The organism is Marinobacter salsuginis (assembly GCF_009617755.1).
Taxonomy (GTDB): Bacteria; Pseudomonadota; Gammaproteobacteria; order Pseudomonadales; family Oleiphilaceae; genus Marinobacter; species Marinobacter salsuginis.
The window spans coordinates 1,966,992-1,988,725 of record NZ_BGZH01000001.1 but is presented as its reverse complement, the minus strand read 5'-3'; the positions used below and the strand labels follow the sequence as shown (position 1 = coordinate 1,988,725).

Below are 21,734 nucleotides of genomic sequence, written 5' to 3'. Positions count from 1 at the left end.
ACGTGTTACGTTGGCCATCCGGCCCTGAAGGGTGCGGTTTTTTTATTTTCAGTATTCAGAGACTCAACACTCCGGGAGCCTGACTTTTCCATGAGCCCGCTACACGTCGTCATTCTGGCCGCCGGCCAGGGATCGCGCATGAAATCGACATTACCGAAGGTTCTCCACACCCTCGCAGGTCGACCCATGCTTCAGCACGTAATCGATACGGCACACGAACTCGGTGCCGATACGATCCATACCGTCATCGGGCATGGTGCCGATCAGGTTCGCCAGACTATCAGCGACGACATCATACACTGGGTGGAGCAGCGTGAGCGCTTGGGTACCGGCCATGCTGTGATGCAGGTTCTGGATCATCTACCGGACGACGCCCGTGTGCTTGTGCTGTATGGCGACGTGCCACTGATCCGGAAGCAGACCCTCGCGATTCTGGTGGATCATGTTTGCGGCGATAGCTTGGGTTTGTTGACGGTTACGATGGACGATCCAACGGGCTATGGCCGGATCGTTCGGGACGCCGACGGCAACGTCACTCGCATTGTCGAGCAGAAAGACGCCAGTGTCGATCAACAGGCGATCCGGGAGGTTAACACCGGGATTCTTGGTGTGAGTGCTGCACATTTGAAGCGTTGGTTGCCGCAACTGTCGAACGACAATGCTCAGGGGGAATACTACCTGACTGACATCATCGCCATGGCAGCTAAAGATTCTGTGGAAGTGGCTTCCAATCAACCCGCGGATGTCATGGAAGTTCAGGGCGTGAACAACCGCGTTCAGCTGGCCGAGCTTGAACGCTGGTTCCAGCTCCAGCAATCGCAGGAACTCATGCTGCAGGGAGCTACCCTGGCCGACCCGGCCCGAATCGACGTCCGGGGTAATCTCTCGGTTGGTTGTGATGTGTATATTGATGTAAACGCCGTGTTCGAGGGCGAGGTGACGCTGGGAAATCGCGTTCATGTTGGCCCGGGCTGCGTTATCAAGGATGCCCATATTGGTGACGGAACGGAGATCAAGGCCTACAGTGTGATTGAGAGCTCCACCATCGGGGAGAATGCGCAGATCGGACCGTACGCCCGGTTCCGTCCCGGTAACCGACTGGCCGCCAATACAAAAGTTGGCAATTTCGTAGAGCTGAAAAAATCCGTAATTGGTGAAGGGAGCAAAATCAGCCACCTCAGTTATGTTGGTGATGCCACCCTCGGTGCTCGTGTGAATGTGGGTGCAGGAACCATCACCTGCAATTATGATGGGGCGAACAAGTACCAGACGATTATAGGGGACGGCGTCTTCGTGGGCTCCAACTGTTCGCTGGTGGCGCCAGTCACGGTAGCGCCTGAGGCCACCATTGGTGCTGGCTCGACCATTACACGGGACGTCGCCGCGAGCGAACTGGCCGTTGCCAGGGGCCGACAGCGGAATATCTCCGGTTGGGAAAAGCCGAAGAAACACTGATTTAAACGATCGACAGACAGGTAGAGCAGCATGTGTGGAATTGTAGGCGCGGTTTCGGAAAGGGACGTTCAGGGCATCCTTCTTGAGGGTCTGCGCCGTCTGGAATATCGCGGGTATGACTCCGCGGGCATGGCCGTGATCGGTGGTGATCACAAGGTTCAACGAGCGCGGGAGGTGGGCAAGGTTGCCGCGCTCGGCGACGCCATGAAAGCCAACCCGCTTGCAGGTCATCTGGGCATTGCGCACACCCGCTGGGCCACCCACGGTGAGCCCTCCCAGATCAATGCCCACCCTCACATGTCCGGCGAGCGGCTTGCGATCGTCCATAACGGCATTATCGAGAACTATCAGGAGCTGCGCGAAGAGCTACGGGCGGACGGTTTCGAGTTTTCCTCTCAGACTGATACTGAAGTCGTTGCCCACCTCATCGAGAAGAACTACCGGACCCTGGGGAATCTCCATGATTCGGTACGGGCCGCCATTGCCCGTCTTCGTGGCGCCTATGCCCTGGCCGTTGTTCACGCCGATGAACCGGACCATCTGGTCGTGTGCCGTGAGGGCAGCCCCCTGGTGATCGGCGTGGGTATCGGTGAGAACTTCATCGCGTCGGACCAGCTCGCGTTGCTGCCGGTCACCGATCGCTTCATGTTCCTGGAAGAAGGGGACATTGCGGACATCCGCAAGGATGCCATCACTGTTCTCGATCGCGAGGGTCAGTCGGTGGAGCGGGAAGTAACCCGTTTCGAACATGGCGCCGATTCGGCCGACAAGGGCGAATACCGTCATTTCATGCTCAAGGAAATTTATGAGCAGCCCAAAGTGATCAAGGCCACCATGGAAGGCAGGGTCACCAAAACCCGGGTGCTGGAACAGGCATTGGGTACCGAGGCAGCAAATCTGCTTGAGAACGTTCGTCACGTACAGATCATTGCCTGCGGCACCAGTTACCATGCCGGTATGGTGGCTCGTTACTGGATTGAGGAGTTGGCTGGTATTGCCTGCTCAGTGGAAGTGGCCTCTGAGTTTCGCTACCGCAAGCACGTGATCCAGCAGGACACCCTGTTCCTGTGTATCTCCCAGTCCGGCGAAACCGCCGATACCCTGGCGGCCCTGCGCCAGGCCAAGAAGGCCGGCTTCCGGGCGGCACTGGCCATCTGTAACGTGCCTGGCAGTTCCCTGGTGCGGGAATCCGACCTGGTGATCATGACCCAGGCCGGACCGGAAATCGGCGTGGCCTCCACCAAGGCCTTTACCACCCAACTGACCGCACTGCTCCTTTTCACCCTGGCTCTTGCTCGTCACAACGGGCTGCCGGAAGAGCAGGAAGCAGAGATCGTTGAGGCTATCCATCTGCTGCCTGGCCAGGTCAGTGATGTGCTGGCCCTGGATGCCGAGATTGCCGAGATGTCCAAAGCCTTCATGGACAAGAACCACAGCCTGTTCCTGGGCCGCGGTTCCCAGTTCCCGGTTGCCCTGGAAGGTGCCCTCAAGCTCAAGGAAATCTCCTACATTCACGCCGAGGCCTATCCGGCCGGTGAACTGAAGCATGGTCCTCTGGCCCTGGTCGACAGCGAAATGCCGGTGGTCACCGTCGCGCCCAACAATGATCTGGTTGAGAAGCTGAAGTCCAACCTCGAAGAAGTGCGGGCCCGCGGCGGCGAGCTGTTTGTCTTTGCGGATAAGAAGGCCGATGTGAAAGCCGAAGAGGGCCTTCACGTGATGCAGATTCCTTCTGTGCATCCGATTACGGCCCCGATTGTCTACACCGTTCCGTTGCAGTTGCTGTCCTATCATGTGGCGGTGCTGAAGGGTACTGATGTGGATCAGCCCCGCAATCTGGCGAAAAGCGTTACCGTTGAATGAAAAAAGCCCCGCATACGCGGGGCTTTTCAGTCAGAGCCGCAGAACCTCAGAAGCGATAGGAAACAGACGCCTCTACCGTTCGCTCCTCCCCAAACCAGCAGTTGGAACTGTCGAAACAGCTGTAGTAGCGCTCGTCGGTGAGGTTGTTAACTGACAGGCCCAGTTCGGTACCTCGCAACGTGTGGGAGACTCGGCCGAGGCTATAACGCAGGGCGATATCCACCAGTGTTGTATCTGGTACTTTCCCCTCATTGGTGGCGGCGTTGTATTCAGCTTCGCCGATGTACCGGGCACCAATGCCTGCAACCAGGCCATTCAAAGGTCCGTCATAAAAGCCATAATCGGCCCACACAGACAGAAGGTGCTCGGGTACCCAGACCGGCGTTCGACCTTTCAGTCCGGTATTGTCCTTGGTGACCTCAACATCCTGCAGCGTGTAGTTGGCGGTCACCAACAGGCTGTCGATGGGTTGTGCCCGGGCTTCTAGTTCGATGCCCTGGGAACGTACTTCCCCGGCCTGGATCTGATCATAAGGGCCACCGTTGGGGTCGCGAGTCGGCACGTTGTCCTTGGTAATCTGGTAAAACGCAAGGTTGGCTGATGTTTGCTGATCCTGGGACTGGTATTTCAAACCCAGTTCCCACTGGTCGCCTGTCGACGGATCAAACTCATTGCCATTGCGGTCACTGCCGGTTTGTGGCTCAAAGCTTTCGGCATAATTGATGTAGGGTGAGAGGCCGTTGGCACCCCGATACATCACGCCCGCGCGAGTGGAAACGTTGTCCTGGTCAAGCTTCCTGTCGACCGTGCCACCGTATTGTCTGCCTTTTTCCTCACCGGTGAAATCATCCCAGCGGACGCCGCCAATGATTACGAACCGGTTCAGTTCGATCTGGTCCTGGAAATAGATGCCAAGCTGCTTCTTGCGAATATTGAAGTCAGAAGACAGTGCGGTGTTCTCTATAGTTATGTTGTCTTGAGTGATCTGGTAGTGGTCCGGATCAAACAGATCGATGGCGGGGGCTGCGGTATCCTCGTAGATTACGTCTGAGTCGAGACTGAGGTAATCCAGGCCCACCAGTATATTGTGCCGGGCCGATCCGGTCTGAAAGCGTCCCGAAAACTGGTTGTCCACGGTGAAGCCGGTGGTCGTTTCATCTGTAAGATAGGCCTGTCGGGAGAGAGTCCTGCCATCTGCGGCGAGACCCGTTCCGTAGGTGTTGGTCTGAAACGCTTCCGCGTCGGTGTACCGGAAGTTTTGCAGGAAATTCCAGTTGTCGTTGATGTTGTGGTTGACCTTGTAGCCGGCCAGCAACACCTCTTTTTCAAACTCGTTCCAGTTGGCGTCGCCGGAGAAGGCATCCTGCGGCAGTTCGCCATTGGGGTTGGGCAGGAACAGACCGGAAGCGGGCAGGGTGGTATAAATCCCCATGGCCGGATCGTTCTGGTAGTAAAGGTTGAAGTTGATGAGTGTGTCCTCGCTCACCTGCCAATCCACGGACGGCGCGATCATGTGGCGCTCCTCCTCGGAGGTTTCGGCCTGACCATCCCGGGTACGGGTCAGACCCACCAGGCTGTAGGACAGGCTGGAATCGCCCAGTTGACCCCGGCTCTCAACGGAGGCTTCCGCCAGATTGCGGGAACCACCCGCCACCTCAATCTTGTTAAAGCTCTCGGTGGAGGGCTGTTTGCCGATCAGATTCACCATCCCGCCCGGAGGCATGGACCCGTATAGCGTCGATGTAGGGCCCCGGAAGACCTCAACTTGCTCCACAGCCTTCAGATCAATCTGGGGCTGCAGATTCCAGTCGTTGTAGAGCAGTTGCAGGCCGTCATAATAATTCTGGTAGTTGATAAAACCGCGGATGCTGAACAGATCCAGTCGGCCCACCGCCCCGCCTCGCAACTCGGTGTTCACACCCGGCGCATAACGAAGCGCTGACGCAACCGAGTCCGCATCGCGCATTTCCAGGGCCTGTTGGTCCAGAACGGAGATGCTTTGCGGGGTTTCGCCCGGTTCCAGTGCCGTCTTGGTGGCGGTGTTTCGGTAGGTCTCGCCGTACACCGTCATGGTGTCCAGTTCCAGGGGGTCATTGGAGTCTGCGGCAGCCATCTGGCTGACAGCCAGGCCAATGGCAACAGCCAGTGCGGAGGGTTTGATAACGTGTGAATGCATAATGGGTCCTGTTAAACCTCGAATGATTAATTGCGAATCATTCCCATTATATTTATCTGGTTGAACAGGACTTAACCGATTGGTGCATGCCGGTAATTAATGGTGTCTCAAGCACGACTGGAATCCAGTATTCCATGCTCACTTCCGGCGCCCGGACGTCGAATTCCGGAGGGTAGACCTCCAGATCAAATCCATAGATCGCCTTGCAGCCGGCATGTGGAAGCCAGGCATTGAAAAACCATTTCAGGATTTCAGCGAGTGAGCGGATGGGGCCCTGAAAGGAGACCACCGCGTAATTCTGGGCAGGCACCTGAAGCACTTCGAGACCTCGAGAAGCATGGGCTTCACCGGTTTCAATACCAGCCAGATAGTGGAATTCGGGACCCGCTCCCCCGGAGAGATCAATAACGCCAAACCTGGGTTGCGCCTCTGGTAGCAGCCCGGCGGCCGATAACGAACCCCAGAGCGCAGGGACCTTGACGTTGAAATCAGGATTGGACGAGAACAGTCCCCGTATCTTCTCGGAGCGACCGGCCACGGTGAACGCCGGCCTTGAATCAAGCCGGATGGCAGGGACTCGGGCCCGGAGGGAGGCATCCGGCAGAAGGGCCGGGTCGAGACATAAAGGCGTGCTCAGCAGGCACGGCAGTCCGCGGCGCCGGTACTGGGCCGGTGGACACCCGAAATGCTGTTTGAAACTGCGGCTGAAGCTGATGTCCGAGCCAAAGCCGCAGGCCAGACCAATATCGATGATGCGCTGATTGGTAAACAGCAGCATTTCCGCCGCCAGGCTCAGCCGCAGTTCCCTCACATACTGCCCGACGCATTGACCGGTCTCGAACGCGAACACGCGGTTGAATTGCCAGCGGGACCATCCCCCGATCCTGGCAAGGCTGGTAACGGCCAGCGGCTTGTCCAGGTTCAGGTGGATGTAATCCAGAACCTTCCCGATCCTGCCCAGCTGGGTTTGCCGGCTTGACGGGGTCATCGGGGACTCCTGTTACCGGGCAGGAGATTTACCAGCGATAGCTCAGGGTGCCGACCACACTGCGCTCTTCACCGTAGTAACAGTAGAACTCACAGCTGGCGACGTATTCGCGATCAGCAACGTTGTTCACGTTCAGCTGTGCGATCCAGTTGTCCACGAACTGGTATTGCGCCATCAGGTCCACCACCGTGTAAGAAGGCACCTCGGTTCCCGTGAAGCTGTCGTCGGTACTGCCAACGTACCGGGCGCCACCACCGAGCTTCAGACCCGGCGCAAAATCCTGGAAGGCGTAGTCCAGCCAAACCGACGCAGAATGACGGGGGATCAGATTCGCAGCGGCCGCGGGCTGGTTGTCGGAGGTGTTGTCCGTTGTTGCGTCGTTGTAGGTGTAGGCAGCTGTCAACTCGAGCTGTTCGGTCAGATAGGCGACACTCTCAAGTTCAAAGCCCTGGGTTTCCCTGACGCCTTCCTGAACCTGAAAGCCGGAAGGACTGGTGACCAGTGAGTTTTCTTCCTCAATGTTATAGATGGCCGCCGTCACATAGCCGTCCAGACTGTTCGGAGCGTATTTGACGCCGAATTCCAACTGTTCACCAACCCGCGGTTCGTAAAGGTTGCCGTTGTTATCCACGCCGGCAATCGGTTGGAACGACTCGGTCCACGAAAGGTATGGCGAGAAGCCATTATCCGCCAGGTACATAACCCCACCTGAGAGAGATATCTGATCGTCGTCGGCTCTCTGCCGGGAATCCGCGGTCAGGTTGCGATCAACCACTTCAGCCTGGTCGTACCGCGCGCCCGCGAGAAAAATCCAGCGATCGTCCAGTCGGAGCTGATTCTGGAGATAAAGGCCGGTTTGCTCCTTGGTGATGTTTCGGCGGGTCAGGTCTGCAGGCGATACCGGCGTGAAATTACCGTAAGTCGGGTCGAAGATGTCGATCGTGGAAAAGGCGAAATTATCCAGTTCCAGACCATTGGTTTCGAGCTCCTGATAGTCCACACCAATCAACAGGGTGTTTTCAGTGCGGTCAGTAAACCAGGTTCCCACCAGCCGGTTATCCACCGTCCAGCTGGACAGATCCCCATCGCGATAGACGATGCCGCGGGTCCCTTCTCTCGGGCCACTCTGGAACGACATGTAGATACTGCGCAGTAGCAGGTCGAGCTCGCTGTAACGGGTGTCCTGTTGAAACTCCCAGGTGTTGTTGAAGCGATGTGAAAGGCTGTAACCGACAGAGAACTGGGTACGTTCGTTGGTGTCGTATCCGGGTTCGCCGTAAAAGGTGGAAGGTTCAACCTTGCCAAAGGGCGTGTCCTGGATCGTGCCGTAAGCCAGCTTGAAGCCATTGTAGGGTACGGCATCATCCTTCTGAAGGCTCGCCAGGAACGTCAGGGAGGTATCCTCGGACACATCCCAGCGCAGGCTGGGCGCCACGTAATAGCGCTCGTTTTCGGTGTAGTCAATATCACCGTCGGCGGAACGGTACAGGCCAACCAGGCGATAGCTGACCGAATCGCTGTCTCCAATCGGGCCTGAGGTGTCCAGACCCAATTGGCGGTGCTCGTTGGTGCCAGCCTGAATCTGCAGTTCTCCCTGCGCCTGATCGGTCGGGCGTTTACTGATGGCGTTGATTACGCCGCCCGGGGGTGCCTCACCGTAAAGAATGGACGCGGGTCCCTTGAGAAGTTCCACGCGTTCAAGGCCATAGGTTTCCGGCAGCCACTGATAGAAACCCTCGCGATAGATGCGCAAGCCGTCCTGATAGGTGGCCTGGTCGAAACCCCGGATTTTGAACCAGTCAGTGTCGTTGTCCGCGCCGTAGTGGCCGGAAACCACGCCGGCGCGATAGCGGAATGTTTCATCAAGGGATTGAACGTTGCGCTCAAGAAGCTCTTCTTCATCGACCACGGAAGCTGGCCTTGGTGTTTCAACCAGCGGGGTTTCAACTTTCAGTGCGGTGGCTGAGACCACGAGTGCATCCAGGCTGGTTTCGGCTTCGTCCTGCGCCAGAAGTGGCGTTGACGCCGTCGCAATACCAATACTCAGGGTCAGACGGATTGCGAGGGCCAAAGGCTTGGGTAAAACGACGGCGGGCATAATGGGAACACCTTCATAGCGGACAGTGGTTAAGTGGTGAAAGTCATCAAATCCGCCGAATATTATTCTTAAATAAATCGTAATGCAAACCAATATCATTTAGATGCAGTGGTTTTGAACGGAAATGACACGGTAAATTTTTAATGAAATCACCGCATGACCGCGGAAATCGGTTAAAATGCCGTCGCATTAGGGGTTTAATTTAAGTAATGTTACGAAAATAATCGTGTTGGCGAGACCTTTGAGCTTTTCTTTTTGCTATTAAGACCAAAAGTGGTCTCAGATTTGTACCTTTGGACCATACCCCGGTACGCAAATATCAAGGAAGATTCGGGCCTGCTGCCACACAATACCAATAACCCGTTTTCTCAGAAGATTTCCGTAATGCCCACTACCGTTATTTCCGGCTTTACCCACAACTTCCTTGGCAAGGCGCCCGTCTGGTACAAGCAGGTCATCCTGTTGTTTCTTGTCGCCAACCCGATTGTCATGTGGACCCTGGGGCCGGGAACGGCCGGCTGGCTTCTGATTGCGGAGTTTATTTTTACCCTGGCCATGGCCCTGAAGTGCTATCCGCTGCTGCCGGGTGGTCTGCTGGCCGTTGAGGCCTTGTTGATCGGGTTGACCACGCCGGACGCGGTCTATCTGGAAGTGCTCACCAACTTCCCGGTTATCCTGCTGCTGATGTTCATGGTGGCGGGCATCTATTTCATGAAGGAGCTGCTGCTGGTGACGTTCACCCAGATTCTGGTGGGTGTGCGCTCCAAGTCGGCTCTGTCATTATTGTTCTGCTCCGCGGCGGCGATTCTTTCGGCTTTCCTGGACGCCCTGACGGTGACCGCGGTAATCATCAGCGTCGCAGTGGGTTTCTACTCGGTTTACCACAAGGTGGCTTCCGGTAAGGGCTATCAGCACAAGGATCACAACGCTGGCAGTGACGACGAAGTGATCGAACTGCACCGGGAAGATCTGGAAAACTTCAGGGCCTTTTTGCGCAGCCTGTTGATGCACGGTGCAATCGGTACAGCCCTGGGTGGCGTGGCCACCATGGTGGGCGAGCCGCAGAACCTGCTGATTGCCAAGGTAGTGGGTTGGGATTTTGCCGGTTTCTTCCTGCATATGGCGCCGGTGAGCCTGCCGGTGCTGGCGGCCGGGTTGTTTACCTGCTGGGCTCTGGAGAAGCTGCGTTGGTTTGGCTACGGCGGTCGCTTGCCCAAGCCCGTGCGCCGCGTGCTGGAGGAGTTTGCCGAGAATGAGCGGGCCAAGCGTACCAAGGCTGATCAGGCCGCGCTCTGGGTACAGGCGTTTGCCGCGGCAGTTCTGGTGGTGGGCCTGGCATTCCACCTGGCGGAGGTCGGCTTGATTGGCCTTCTGGTGATTATCCTGATTACCTCATTTACCGGTGTCACCGACGAACATCAGATTGGCAAGGCTTTCCAGGAATCCCTGCCGTTTACCTCTCTGCTGGTGGTGTTTTTCGCAGTAGTTGCGGTAATCCACGAACAGCACCTCTTCAAGCCGATCATTGATTACGTTCTGTCGCTTCCCGAAGCCCGGCAGCCAGGCATGTTCTTTATTGCCAATGGCGTACTGTCGATGATCAGCGACAACGTGTTTGTTGCCACCGTGTATATCAGTGAGGTGAAGCAGGCCCTGGATGCAGGTGCTATCAGCTATGATCACTTCCAGAAGCTGGCGGTTGCCATAAACACCGGCACCAATCTTCCCAGTGTGGCGACCCCGAATGGCCAGGCGGCTTTCCTGTTCCTGCTGACGTCTGCCATTGCGCCGCTGGTTCGTCTGTCCTATGGCAAGATGGTGATCATGGCGTTTCCCTATATGCTGGTAATGGGCGGTGTGGGCCTGTACATGGTGATTAACCATATTTGACATTCTGTTCAGATTTTTGCGGGCGGTATCAGTGCAGATTTGCGCGGGTCTGTTAATCTTTGCTTAACCAGATCACAACAATAATACGGATTCCATGCCCAGAAACTGTTCAGTCCAGCTTTCCCTGATGTCTGAAGCCATGCGCTTTGTCAGTATCCGCATTTGTGCGTTGCTAGCAGGATTATTTTTAGCAACCGGCGCGCTTGCTGAAGCGGGAACAGCCAGCAAACTGCTCAAAATCGCCTATGTCGACTTTCCTCCGATGACCTATCAGAAAGCCGATGGCAGTCCGGCGGGCACGTTCATTGAGATTACCCGAAAAGTGGCTATCGAAGCGGGCTATGAACCAGAATTTCTCTATCTTCCCATCAGTCGTGTTTACCTGTATCTGCGGAACGGCCGGATTGATGTTTGGCCTGGATCAGCCAACGTCCCGGCTCTAAAGGGTGAAGTTCTCGAGACCTGGGTGAGTCCCTTCGCTTCCCAATTGAGCGCCTGGTATCTGGAGGGAACAGAACCACTGTCCCATTTTGATCAGTTGCAGGGTAAGACAGTAATCACGATTGCTGGATACACCTATGGCGGGCTTTTGTATTGGCTGGAAGGCGAGAGTTCAATTGACGTCACTCAGGCACCCAATTATCGAGCGGCTTTGGACATGCTCAAGCTTGGCCGCGGACATTACTTGTTCGGACACCGGGATCCAGTTCTGGAAACTCTGGCAATGTCCGAAGACGAGAAGATTCGCGAATCAGAGATTCGTTTAAGAAATCTAACCTGGCTGTTTTCGCTTGCTAATCCCAGAGCAGCGATTTTGCGGGAAGAGTTTGATGATGCCTACCTGCGTCTGGCTGAACAGGGTGAAGTGCCCCCGATACGGGAGTTCGGGGAGAGCTTTGTGATACCGGGCTTTCCAGAACAATACCGATAACCATCTTTTGGTGTTCACGATTCGGGATCAAGAAAGATATCCCCATACCAGGCCGTTGCTTTCTCCCCGGTGTTGTCGGAATCCGACATAATGGCAATTCCGACCACCGGTGGTGGTTCCTCACCAAACGCTTCCCGGTAGTCGGCCATAATGTCACGTTCCACGGTGACCCATTCACCGATCTGTTCTGATCCTGAATTCACCGCGATCATCATGGTTTTCTCGGTGTAAGGGTTGGGCACGATCTCGCCCTTGGGCAGGCTATTGGCCCAGATGTAGTTCAGAGCGTTGCCCGGGAGAGACTCTCCGAATAACACTTCAACCGTCTTGCGTTTGGCGCGTTCGAAGAAGCCAGCTTTTTCAGGCTGGAACTCGAACGCAACGTAGATCCTGGCAGGATAATCGTCACCGGACTTTTCCCGGGCATCACCCTTCTCGAACACGTTCGAGACCTTCCAACGCCACTGCAAAATCAGTGAATCGGCGGGCTCCAATCTTACCCGGGCAATGAGGCCAGATGCCCCGCCTTCGGTGGTGGCCCTGACAACCTGCTGACCGTCCTCTGTGGTCAGTTCATACCGACTGAGCTGATCGATCTTGGGAAATTCCAGGGGTTCCCAGCCGTCATTGAGGGACTGCATGTCAGAAAACGGTTTGAGAGCGGGTGATTGCTGAGCAACCAGGAATCCAGAAATGCCTGCAAAAAACAGGAGTGACAGGAATCTTGTCGTCTTTCTCATCAGGCTTCTCGATGTCTGGAAGGAGGTATACCCGTGGACAGACGCTTTGCGCAAAAGTGCCCGAAACGATTACTGAATCGCCAACACCCGGATCGCGCTGGCCGCAGCTGCCGTCCGGTTCTCCACGCCCAGCTTCCGGAATACCTGCTCCAGATGCTTGTTGACGGTCCGGGGGCTCATATCCAGTATCTGGCCAATCTCCCGATTGGTCTTGCCGTTAGCGATCCACAGTAACACGTCGGATTCCCTCAATGTCAGTTCGAACCGTTGCCGCAAAGCGGCTGTTGCGCTGTTAGGGTTCTGCGGTGTTTTTAGCCGAAGCAGGTATTCCCGGTTATCCACAAGGGCCAGAAACTCCACGGACCTAGCCACGCCCATGATTTCCATTGGCATGCTGTGGCCTGGTTCGGGTTGGTGCCCCAGCCATTCTGCCAGGCGGGCGCGGACATCGGAGAATTCAGGGTTCGCCGCATCGGGCAGGTACTGACAAACCTGGGGCGTGCCCCAGAGCAGATTGCCCGCCTGGTCCACGGCAAACAGGTTCTGACCGGCTGTATCCAGCGCGCTGCGGGCGCTTCGGGTCATGCGGGCGTTGGTCAGGTGCACATCCATTCTGGCCAGCAGCTCGGTGGTGTTGATGGGCTTTGTCACGTAATCCACGCCCCCGGCATTGAGCCCCATAACAACGTGTTCCGTGTCGCTCAGCCCGGTCATGAAGATGATAGGAATGTCGGTAAATGCCGGGTTCTCCTTCAATCTTCGACAGGTTTCGAAGCCGTCCATGTGGGGCATCAGAGCATCCATCAGCACCACGTCCGGCGTTATATTCTGGCTGATGGTGAGGGCCTGGTTCCCTTCCAGGGCAACCAGCACCGTCATGCCGGCCTCTTCCATAGCGTCGTTGATCATTCGAATGGAGTCGACCGCGTCATCCACGACCATCACGACAGTTTTCCGGTCATTATGAAGCTTCATGTTCGGCTACCTCGAGTAGTTCAAGAATTTTCTCGAACTGGAAATCATTGGTGAGTCTGGTGAGCTCACGCGCAAAGGGTTCAGCTGCATCGCCGCTGTGTTTCAGGGCATGCAAGGCTTCAAGCAAGCCCTTTCGATGCCCGATCCGGGCCAGGTCGGCCAGAGCCAGACGATGCTCCAGTTCTGGTAAAGGAAGAACGCCATGCTCGGGGGCGGGAATGGCCGCGAGGGGCTCCGGGCTTTTATCGAAACGCCACCCGAGATCCAGCACGCTGGCAATGGTGTCAAGCAGCAGATCCAGTCGCACGGGTTTAATGATGTAGCCATCGTGCAGCCGGGGAGAGTCAGCCGCGTGGTGACCTTCATTGGCGTCGGCTGAAACCATGACAACCGGGATGGTGTGCTTGTGCTCGCGCAGTGATGCCAGCACGTCCCAGCCGCTCATTCCGGGCATGGAGACGTCCAGAAGCACGAGGTCAGGGCGCTCAGCCTCAACGGTCGCCATTACCGTCAGTGCATTACCGGTGTCGACGATTTCAAAGCCCAGGGGTGAAAGCATGGCACGCATGACCTGGCGGTGGGAGACATCGTCATCGACCAGCAGCACTTTTCGCCGCGGGCCGTGGTACCCGTAGATGCGCTTGGTCGGCGTCGAGATGGAGCGGGGAGCGGAGGCATGCAGGCTCGATAGCATGAGGCTCACCCGAAAGACGCTCCCCTGCCCAGGCTCGCTTTCAACCGAAATATCACCCCCCATGATCTCGGTGAGCAGGCGGGTAATGGTCAGGCCAAGACCCGTGCCTGTCCGGCTTTGTCCCGGTGTGCGGATGCGCTCGAAGGGCCGGAAGATACGTTCCACATTCTTGGGGGCTATACCCTCGCCGGTGTCGCGCACGGTGAACTCGGCTACCTGACTGCGATAGCGCAGGGTCAAGGATACTCCGCCCCGGTCAGTATATTTAATGGCGTTGGACAGGAGGTTGATCAGAATCTGCCGCAGTCGTTTTTCGTCCGTGGTTACCAGTTCCGGAAGCGGATTGGGGCAGTGATAATCAAAGGCCAGGCCTTTGTCTTCTGCCTGCAAACGGAACATGGTCACCAGTTGCTCCATCAACAGTTCAATGCGGACCTGATCACGGTGCAGGTCCAGCCGACCCGCTTCGATTTTGGAAATGTCCAGCAGCCCCTCAATGAGGTCGGCCAGGTATTCACCGCTGCGCCGAATCACACCCAGGGCTTCCTGCCGGTGCGCGGGAATGGTTTCGTCGTTCTCCATCAGCTGGGCGTATCCGAGAATGGCATTTAGTGGAGAGCGGAGTTCATGACTTATTCCGGTCAGATAGCGACTTTTCGCGCCATTTGCGGCCTCCGCTTGCTCTTTCGCCTGCTGGAGGGCCTGGTCGGTTCGTTCATGGGCGATGATCTCTTCCATCAACAGGCGGTTCTGACGACGGGACTCTTCCTCGGCCACCACCCGGCTTTCATGGGCAAGCACGAACAGCCAGCAAATCACACCGGTTACGATGACCAGTATGAAGAACACCTTCCAAAGCGTAATCGACAGCAGCAGACCCTCGGCCGGTGAAGCCACCGGAGTCTTGAAATAGATTAATGACAACAGCAGTCCCGAAAGCCCGTTGATCAATATCAGCAGACTCAGGAAATGCCCGATCCGCGAACGCAGACCGTCCAGCAGCGGTTTCGGCATCAGGGTTCCGAGAAACTGATTGAGCTGCTCCTGGTAACCCGCTCCCGGCTTGCACACGTCGCCACACCGGGCATCCAGAGAGCAGCACAGGGAGCAGATGGTGCCCTCGTAGGCGGGACAGGTCGTGAGGTCCTCGGGTTCAAAGTGGTGCTCGCAGATCGTGCACTGAACCGGGTGATGATCGGTCGCAATCGGGACGAAGGGCCGTGCGGTGTAAAAACGGCCGCCAGTCCTCCAGGCAATCAGAGGCGCCATGATCAAAGCAACGGCCATCGCGATGAAGTGGGAAAGCGCCTGGGGATAGTCTCCCAGTATGCCGGTGTGACAGGTGATGCCGACAACCGAAGCCGTCAGCATGGAACCAACGCCGACAGGGTTGATGTCGTACAAGTGGGCGCGCTTGAACTCAATGTGCGCGGGGCTGAGCCCCAGTGGTTTGTTGATCACCAGATCGGCCACCAGGGAGCCTACCCAGGCAATGGCGACAATGCCGTAGAACCCCAGGGTTTCCTCCAGAGCCCGGTAGACACCGAGTTCCATCACCAGCAGGGCAATAGCGACGTTAAAGAACAACCAGACGACCCGCCCGGGATGACTGTGGGTCAGACGAGAAAAGAAATTGGACCAGGCAATGGAGCCGGCGTAGGCGTTGGTGACGTTGATTTTGAGCTGGCAAAGAATGACAAAAATGCCGGCCATGGCCATGGAAATCTCGGGCGAATGGGTAATGTAGTTGAAAGCGATCAGGTACATCTGGGTAGGGTCGGCGGCTTCAGAGGCCGTAACGCCCTGATTCAGGGCAAGCACGGCCAGGAAAGAGCCTGCCAGAATCTTCAGCATACCGATCACGATCCAGCCAGGGCCGCCCGCCATAACGGCAACCCACCAGCGCCGTTTTTCCTTCGCGTTCTGGGGCTCGGGGATAAAGCGCAGGAAATCCACTTGCTCGCCGATCTGTGCGATCAGGGAAAAAACAACCGCCGCCGCGGCTCCAAACATCACGATACTCAAGCCACCGGTATTCACCGGGTTAACGCCCTCGAATTGCGTCCAATCGCTGATTGAGGAGGCGTCCGAGTAGATGACAAAAACAAAAGGCACGATCTGCAAAAGGATGAAGGCTGGCTGGGTCCAGACCTGGAAACGGCTGATGGTGGTGATGCCATGTATGACCAATGGAATGATGACCACGGCACAGATCAGGTAACCAAGCACCAGGGGAACCCCGAACAGCATTTCCAGTGCCATGGCCATGATCGCCGCCTCGATGGCGAAGAAGATAAACGTGAATGAGGCATAGATCAGGGAAGTGATGGTGGAGCCAATGTAGCCGAAGCCGGCGCCGCGGGTCAGCAGGTCAATGTCGACCCCGTAACGGGCTGCGTAGTAACTGATCGGAATCGCCGTCAGAAAGATCACCAGGCTGACAGCGAGGATCGCGGCGACCGCGTTATCGAACCCGTAGTGCAGGGTAATGGAGCCGCCAATGGCTTCAAGCGCCAGGAACGAGATCGCTCCCAGAGCGGTATTGCTCACCCGGGCAGCTGACCAACGCCGGGCGCTTTTGGCAGTAAAGCGAAGCGCATAGTCCTCCAGGGTCTGGTTGGCTACCCACTGGTTGTAGCTGCGCCGAACCCGAAAAATAGTCTGTCTTGCCGCCATGACTGCCTTGCCTTTGGTTTCTGGGTGCCCCGCGTTAGTGCAGCTTCAAGCTGAAATGCACCGGATGAGAAAGCCGGAACAATATCCGTGCCATAGACCGGTACCGGGATGTTCTTCTTCTGTGTGCCTGCGTTTGTAGCCTGTCCTGCGGGCAACCGGAATGCGTCAAATGACGTAGCGCGCTGGGGCGATTGCCGAATGGGCACCCAAGAGGGGGCCGAGCAGAATGATTCTCGTGGGCACTGTGCTTTCGAAGGGAAGCGCGGATCCGGACTTCAAAAACTGCGAGGAATCACCATGGATACGACAGAACAAACCGCCGGTGGGCGGTCATTCGGCAAGGGACTGGGGCTTCGAAAGAGCCTGATGACGCTGGCGGCTTCCGTCATGCTCGCCACATCCGCACAAGCGGCCGCACCGGCTACGGCCGAGGTCAACACCACCGGCCTGGCGGTTACGGATGACACCGTCACCGTGGGCATCCTGCACTCCATCACCGGCACCATGGCGCTGAGTGAGATTGGTTCTGTCCAGGCAGAGAAGCTGGCCATTGACCAGATCAACGCCTCAGGTGGTGTGCTTGGGCGTCAGATCGAATACGTTCAGGAAGACGGCGCCAGTGATTGGCCAACCTTCGCTGAAAAGTCGCGCAAGCTTCTGCGTCAGGACAATGTCGCGGCCATCTTCGGGGCCTGGACGTCCGCCTCACGCAAGGCCATCTTGCCAGTCATCGAGCAGTACAACGGCATGCTCTATTACCCGACCTTCTATGAGGGGCTGGAGCAGTCGCCCAACGTCGTCTACACCGGCCAGGAAGCCACCCAGCAGATTCTTGCGGGTATCGACTGGGCCGTCGAGAACAAGGGCGCCAAGACCTTCTATTTGCTCGGCTCCGATTACATCTGGCCGCGTACCTCCAACAAGATCGCCCGCAAGCACATCGACAAGCTGGGCCTGAAAGTGGTGGGCGAGGAGTACTACCCCCTGGGCCACACGCAGTTCAACTCCGTCATCAACAAGATCAAGCTGAGAAAGCCTGACGTGATCTTCGCCTCGGTTGTTGGTGGCTCCAACGTGGCCTTCTACAAGCAGATGAAAGCCGCCGGTGTTGATTTCACCGACGAGAAGCCGCTGCTGCTTACCATCTCGGTTACCGAGGACGAAATCCGCGGTATCGGCGGTGAGAACGTTGAAGGCATCTACGCCTCCATGAAGTACTTCCAGAGCCTTGATAACCCCAACAACAAAGAGTTTGTTGCGGCCTTCAAGGAAGCCTACGGCGACGACATGGTCATCGGTGACGTGACCCAGGCGGCCTACCTTGGCCCATGGCTGTGGAAAGCGGCGGTTGAGAAAGCCGGCTCCTTCGATATCGACAAGATCCGCGAGGAATTTGCAGGCATCGAGTTCACCAAGGCACCGGAAGGCTACGTGCGAATCCACGAGAACCATCACCTGTGGTCCAAGACCCGTATTGGCAAGGCTCAAACCGACGGCCAGTACCAGGTTGTCTACGAGACCGAGGAGCTGATGGAGCCGGACCCCTTCCCTGAAGGTTACCAGTAAGACTGGATGGCCGGCGCCAGAGTGCGCCGGCCTTTATCGCCTCCATAACGCAAAGCATGTTGGTTCGAAGGGGAGAAGGGTCATGTTCGATGGCTACACCAGCAGTGAATTGATGTCGATATTTGCCATGCAGGGGTTTGCCGGGCTCTCCCTGTTTTCAGTGTTCGTACTGATGGCAATGGGCCTGGCCATCATCTTCGGTCAGATGGGGGTGATCAACATGGCTCACGGGGAGTTCATGATCCTCGGCGCCTACACCACCTATCTCACATCGGGCTTTTTCCAGAGTTATCTACCGGGACTGTTCGGCGGTTACTTCCTCATCGCCATGCTCCTGGCGTTTCTTGTCTGCGCCGCGCTTGGGGCGCTGATTGAATGGTTGATGATACGGCATCTCTATCATCGGCCTCTCGACACCCTGCTCGCTACCTGGGGCCTCAGCCTGATCATGCAGCAGGCCTATCGATCCATTTTCGGCGCCCGTGAAGTGGGTGTGGAACTGCCGGACTGGATGATGGGTGCCTTCCAGGTGACCGACCTTGTAGAGCTGCCGATTAACGGCCTGTTCGTCATGATCATTGCGCTCTCCATTGCAGTGGGCGTTTACCTGCTGATGTACCGGTCCGGCTACGGCAAGAAGGTGCGGGCGGTGGTTCAGAACCGGCCCATGGCCGAGGCAGTCGGCATCAACAGCGCCGGCATCGACCGGGCCACCTTTGCCCTTGGCTGCGGCATCGCGGGCATAGCGGGTGCCGCGTTCACCATGATCGGTTCAACGGGCCCGTCCTCCGGCCAGGCCTACATTGTGGACACCTTCCTGGTGGTGGTTTTCGGCGGTGCGCAAAGCCTGATCGGCACCATTGTCTCTGCCTTCGGAATTTCCCAGGCCCAGTCCACCATGGAGTTCTTCCTCAGCGGATCCATGGCCAAGGTACTCACCCTGCTGGTCGTCGTCGGCATCCTGATGTTGCGTCCGGAAGGACTCATGGCCCTCAAGGTCCGTCGCTAGGAGACTGTCATGAAGAACTCATCCCCCCTGAAATGGTTTGGCTCCCGCGAGGGACTGTATTACCTGGCACTGGCATTCCTGCTGGTGGTTCTCCTGCCCCTGATGCTGGACCCGTTCCGGCTGAACATGGTGGGCAAGTATCTGACCTACGCCTTTGTCGCAATCGGTCTGGTGATGTGCTGGGGTAAGGCCGGCATTCTCAGCCTGGGCCAGGGCGTGTTCTTTGGCCTGGGCGGCTACTGCATGGCGATGTTCCTGAAGCTGGAGGCCTCCACGCCGGAGGCCACGGCCATCCAGTCCACCCCTGGCATTCCTGACTTCATGGACTGGAACCAGCTCACCGAGCTGCCCTGGTTCTGGGAACCGTTCCACAGCTTCTCGTTCACCCTGATTGCGGTGATCGGTGTGCCGGTGTTGCTGGCCTTTGTAATTGGCTTCGCCATGTTCACCCGGCGTGTCGGTGGCGTGTACTTCGCCATCATCACCCAGGCCATCGCGGCAATCCTGACCATCCTGATCATCGGGCAACAGGGTTACACCGGCGGCGTCAACGGCATCACCGATCTGCAGACTTTGATGGGCTGGGACATCCGCACAGATGCAGCGAAGACAACGCTGTATTTCATCTGCGTGGGCATGCTGTTCCTGTGCCTGTTCATCGCGCGTCTGGTGCAGAACCGGAAGCTCGGCCGCATTCTCGTGGCCATGAACGCCCAGGAAATGCGGGTTCGGTTCTCCGGCTACGACGTGGCCGCCTTCAAGATCTTCGTGTTCTGCCTGGCAGCGGCGTTTGCCGGTATCGGCGGTGCCATGTTCACGCTGATCGTTGGCTTCATGTCGCCGTCGTTCATCGGCATCGTCGCCTCCATCGAGATGGTGATCTTCTGTGCCCTGGGCGGCCGCCTGTCGATTCTTGGCGCGGTCTACGGTGCCCTTCTGGTCAATGCTGCCAAGAGTGGCTTTTCGGAATCCTTCCCGGAGCTCTGGCCCTTTGCCATGGGCGCGCTGTTCATTGGCGTGGTGCTGGCATTCCCGAATGGCCTGGCCGGTCTCTACCAGACCTATGTCATGCCCCTTGAGGACAAGCTCTTCAAGCGCAGCAAAGGCGCCAAGGTTGAGGCCTCGCCTGCGAAACCAGCCGCGGAGCGAAAGCCGAAAACCGAGAAAACTGATGATTACGATCCGATGATCGATTCCTACAGCCCGGAGAAATCGTGATGAGTGCAGCCAAAAGCAAAGCCAAAGATTTCCTGCTGGCAGTCGAGGGCCTGACGGTTTCCTTCGACGGCTTCAAGGCGGTGGATGATCTTTCCTTCTATCTGGATCCGAAGGAGATACGGGTCATCATCGGCCCCAACGGGGCCGGAAAGACCACGGTGCTGGATCTGATCTGCGGCAAGACCAAAGCCACCTCCGGCTCGATCAAGTTTGATGGCAAGGAGCTCACCAAGCTAAAGGAGCACCAGATTGTTCACTCGGGCGTGGGTCGGAAATTCCAGACCCCGTCCGTGTTCGAGGACCTGACGGTGTTCGAGAACCTGGAGGTCTCCTACCCCCAGGGGCACAGCGTTATGGGCGCCCTGGCGTTCAAGCGCGATCGGGCGGTTATCGAGGCTGTGGAAGAGGTGGCAGAGACCATCTTCCTGTCTGATGCCCTGAACGAACCGGCGGCGTCGCTCAGCCACGGTCAGAAGCAGTGGCTGGAGATCGGGATGCTGCTGATCCAGAAACCGGATCTGTTGATGCTGGATGAGCCGGTGGCTGGCATGTCGGTCACCGAGCGCAAGAAAACCGCCGAGCTGCTGAAGGTAATCACCAAGGACCACACGGTGCTGGTCATCGAGCATGACATGCAGTTTGTCGGCGACATAGCCGACCGGGTCACGGTCATGCATCAGGGCAAGGTTCTATCCGAGGGGTCGATTGAGCACGTGAAATCGGACCCGAAAGTCATCGAAGTCTATCTGGGGCACTGATCATGCTGAGCTTGAAACATCATTCGGTGGCCTATGGCCAAAGCACCATCATCAATGACCTGAACCTGGACGTGGCAAAGAACGAAATCGTTGCCGTGGTGGGCCGGAACGGTATGGGCAAGACCACGCTGATGAAGTCCCTAGTGGGCATGACGCCGACCAAGGGCGGCCAAGTCAATCTGGACGGTACCGACCTGGCGGGGCTGAAAAGCTTCCAGCGCGTGCGTGCCGGAATCGGTTTCGTACCCCAGGGACGGATGATCTTTCCGACCCTGACGGTGCGGGAAAACATCGAGACCGGCCTTGCCGCGGTGGGCGAGAAGAAGGTACCGGAAGACCTTTACGAACTCTTCCCGGTGCTGAAGGAAATGCAGAACCGCCGGGGCGGCAACCTGTCCGGCGGCCAGCAACAACAGCTGGCTATCGCCCGCGCCCTGGCCACCCGGCCCAAGGTGTTGTTGCTCGACGAGCCTACCGAGGGTATCCAGCCCAACATCATCAAGGACATTGCCCAGACCCTCCGACGCATCCGCGACGAACGGGGCCTGTCGATTGTGGTTTCCGAGCAGGTGCTGAGCTTTGTGATGGATGCGGCGGATCGGATCCTGGTGATCGAAAAAGGCGCGATCGTGCACGAAGAGAGTCGAGAAGAGGCCGATCAGGACAAGATTGCGAGTTATCTGGCCGTTTAACGAGG

The 21,734-nt window shown here is 57.2% G+C and carries 15 protein-coding genes; 9 read left to right on the top strand and 6 right to left on the bottom strand.

What is annotated here, in order from left to right:
• The first annotated feature begins 90 nt into the window (after nt 1-90).
• Together glmU and glmS are read left to right on the top strand one after the other, a co-directional pair.
• Entirely contained in the window at nt 91-1,455 is a 1,365-nt protein-coding gene (gene glmU / locus GJU83_RS09060; protein ID WP_069182391.1) for a bifunctional UDP-N-acetylglucosamine diphosphorylase/glucosamine-1-phosphate N-acetyltransferase GlmU, read from the top strand.
• Between the two features lie 30 nt (nt 1,456-1,485).
• Nucleotides 1,486-3,318 (top strand): glutamine--fructose-6-phosphate transaminase (isomerizing), encoded by a 1,833-nt coding sequence (gene glmS / locus GJU83_RS09055; RefSeq protein WP_153634150.1) that lies wholly within the window; start codon nt 1,486-1,488, stop codon nt 3,316-3,318.
• A 46-nt stretch (nt 3,319-3,364) separates the two neighbouring features.
• On the opposite strand, the gene GJU83_RS09050 is transcribed toward glmS, so the two are convergent.
• Genes GJU83_RS09050 through GJU83_RS09040 form a run of 3 tightly spaced genes read right to left on the bottom strand, consistent with a single transcriptional unit; the run spans nt 3,365 to nt 8,580 of the window.
• The gene (locus tag GJU83_RS09050; protein WP_153634149.1) at nt 3,365-5,494 is read right to left on the bottom strand and encodes a TonB-dependent siderophore receptor; all 2,130 of its coding nucleotides are present in this window, start codon (nt 5,492-5,494) and stop codon (nt 3,365-3,367) included.
• Nucleotides 5,495-5,546: 52 nt separating this feature from the next.
• Nucleotides 5,547-6,482 carry an AraC family transcriptional regulator gene (locus tag GJU83_RS09045; RefSeq protein ID WP_069182388.1) on the bottom strand — a complete coding sequence of 312 codons (936 nt, stop codon included), beginning with the start codon at nt 6,480-6,482 and terminating at the stop codon, nt 5,547-5,549.
• A gap of 28 nt (nt 6,483-6,510) precedes the next feature.
• Entirely contained in the window at nt 6,511-8,580 is a 2,070-nt protein-coding gene (locus GJU83_RS09040) for a TonB-dependent siderophore receptor (RefSeq protein ID WP_153634148.1), read from the bottom strand.
• Between the two features lie 384 nt (nt 8,581-8,964).
• Between GJU83_RS09040 and nhaB the strand changes: the two genes are divergently transcribed.
• The gene (gene nhaB / locus GJU83_RS09035; protein ID WP_069182820.1) at nt 8,965-10,470 is read left to right on the top strand and encodes a sodium/proton antiporter NhaB; all 1,506 of its coding nucleotides are present in this window, start codon (nt 8,965-8,967) and stop codon (nt 10,468-10,470) included.
• A 127-nt stretch (nt 10,471-10,597) separates the two neighbouring features.
• Nucleotides 10,598-11,401, top strand: a complete 804-nt coding sequence (locus tag GJU83_RS09030; RefSeq protein ID WP_227514434.1) for a substrate-binding periplasmic protein — start codon at nt 10,598-10,600, stop codon at nt 11,399-11,401.
• Nucleotides 11,402-11,415: 14 nt separating this feature from the next.
• Here GJU83_RS09030 and GJU83_RS09025 read toward each other — a convergent pair whose 3' ends face one another.
• From GJU83_RS09025 to GJU83_RS09015, 3 genes are all read right to left on the bottom strand, one after another.
• Nucleotides 11,416-12,042, bottom strand: a complete 627-nt coding sequence (locus GJU83_RS09025) for a DUF3047 domain-containing protein (RefSeq protein WP_228715183.1) — start codon at nt 12,040-12,042, stop codon at nt 11,416-11,418.
• Nucleotides 12,043-12,210: 168 nt separating this feature from the next.
• Nucleotides 12,211-13,116 (bottom strand): response regulator transcription factor, encoded by a 906-nt coding sequence (locus tag GJU83_RS09020; protein WP_069182384.1) that lies wholly within the window; start codon nt 13,114-13,116, stop codon nt 12,211-12,213.
• Nucleotides 13,103-16,486: a hybrid sensor histidine kinase/response regulator gene (locus tag GJU83_RS09015; RefSeq protein WP_153634147.1), complete on the bottom strand. Its 3,384-nt coding sequence runs from the start codon at nt 16,484-16,486 to the stop codon at nt 13,103-13,105. Before GJU83_RS09015 ends, GJU83_RS09020 begins: the two co-directional genes overlap by 14 nt.
• A gap of 297 nt (nt 16,487-16,783) precedes the next feature.
• On the opposite strand from GJU83_RS09015, the gene urtA reads away from it, so the two are divergent.
• The 5 genes from urtA (at nt 16,784) to urtE (ending at nt 21,729) form a co-directional block, all read left to right on the top strand.
• Nucleotides 16,784-18,052, top strand: coding sequence for an urea ABC transporter substrate-binding protein (gene urtA, locus GJU83_RS09010; protein WP_069182382.1), 1,269 nt, complete (start codon nt 16,784-16,786; stop codon nt 18,050-18,052).
• Nucleotides 18,053-18,134: 82 nt separating this feature from the next.
• Nucleotides 18,135-19,061 (top strand): urea ABC transporter permease subunit UrtB, encoded by a 927-nt coding sequence (gene urtB / locus GJU83_RS09005; protein ID WP_153634146.1) that lies wholly within the window; start codon nt 18,135-18,137, stop codon nt 19,059-19,061.
• 9 nt (nt 19,062-19,070) lie between these two features.
• Nucleotides 19,071-20,279 carry an urea ABC transporter permease subunit UrtC gene (gene urtC, locus GJU83_RS09000; protein ID WP_153634145.1) on the top strand — a complete coding sequence of 403 codons (1,209 nt, stop codon included), beginning with the start codon at nt 19,071-19,073 and terminating at the stop codon, nt 20,277-20,279.
• Nucleotides 20,279-21,037 (top strand): urea ABC transporter ATP-binding protein UrtD, encoded by a 759-nt coding sequence (urtD, locus tag GJU83_RS08995; RefSeq protein ID WP_069182379.1) that lies wholly within the window; start codon nt 20,279-20,281, stop codon nt 21,035-21,037. Before urtC ends, urtD begins: the two co-directional genes overlap by 1 nt.
• A 2-nt stretch (nt 21,038-21,039) precedes the next feature.
• Nucleotides 21,040-21,729, top strand: a complete 690-nt coding sequence (gene urtE, locus GJU83_RS08990; protein ID WP_153634144.1) for an urea ABC transporter ATP-binding subunit UrtE — start codon at nt 21,040-21,042, stop codon at nt 21,727-21,729.
• Nucleotides 21,730-21,734: the final 5 nt, after the last annotated feature.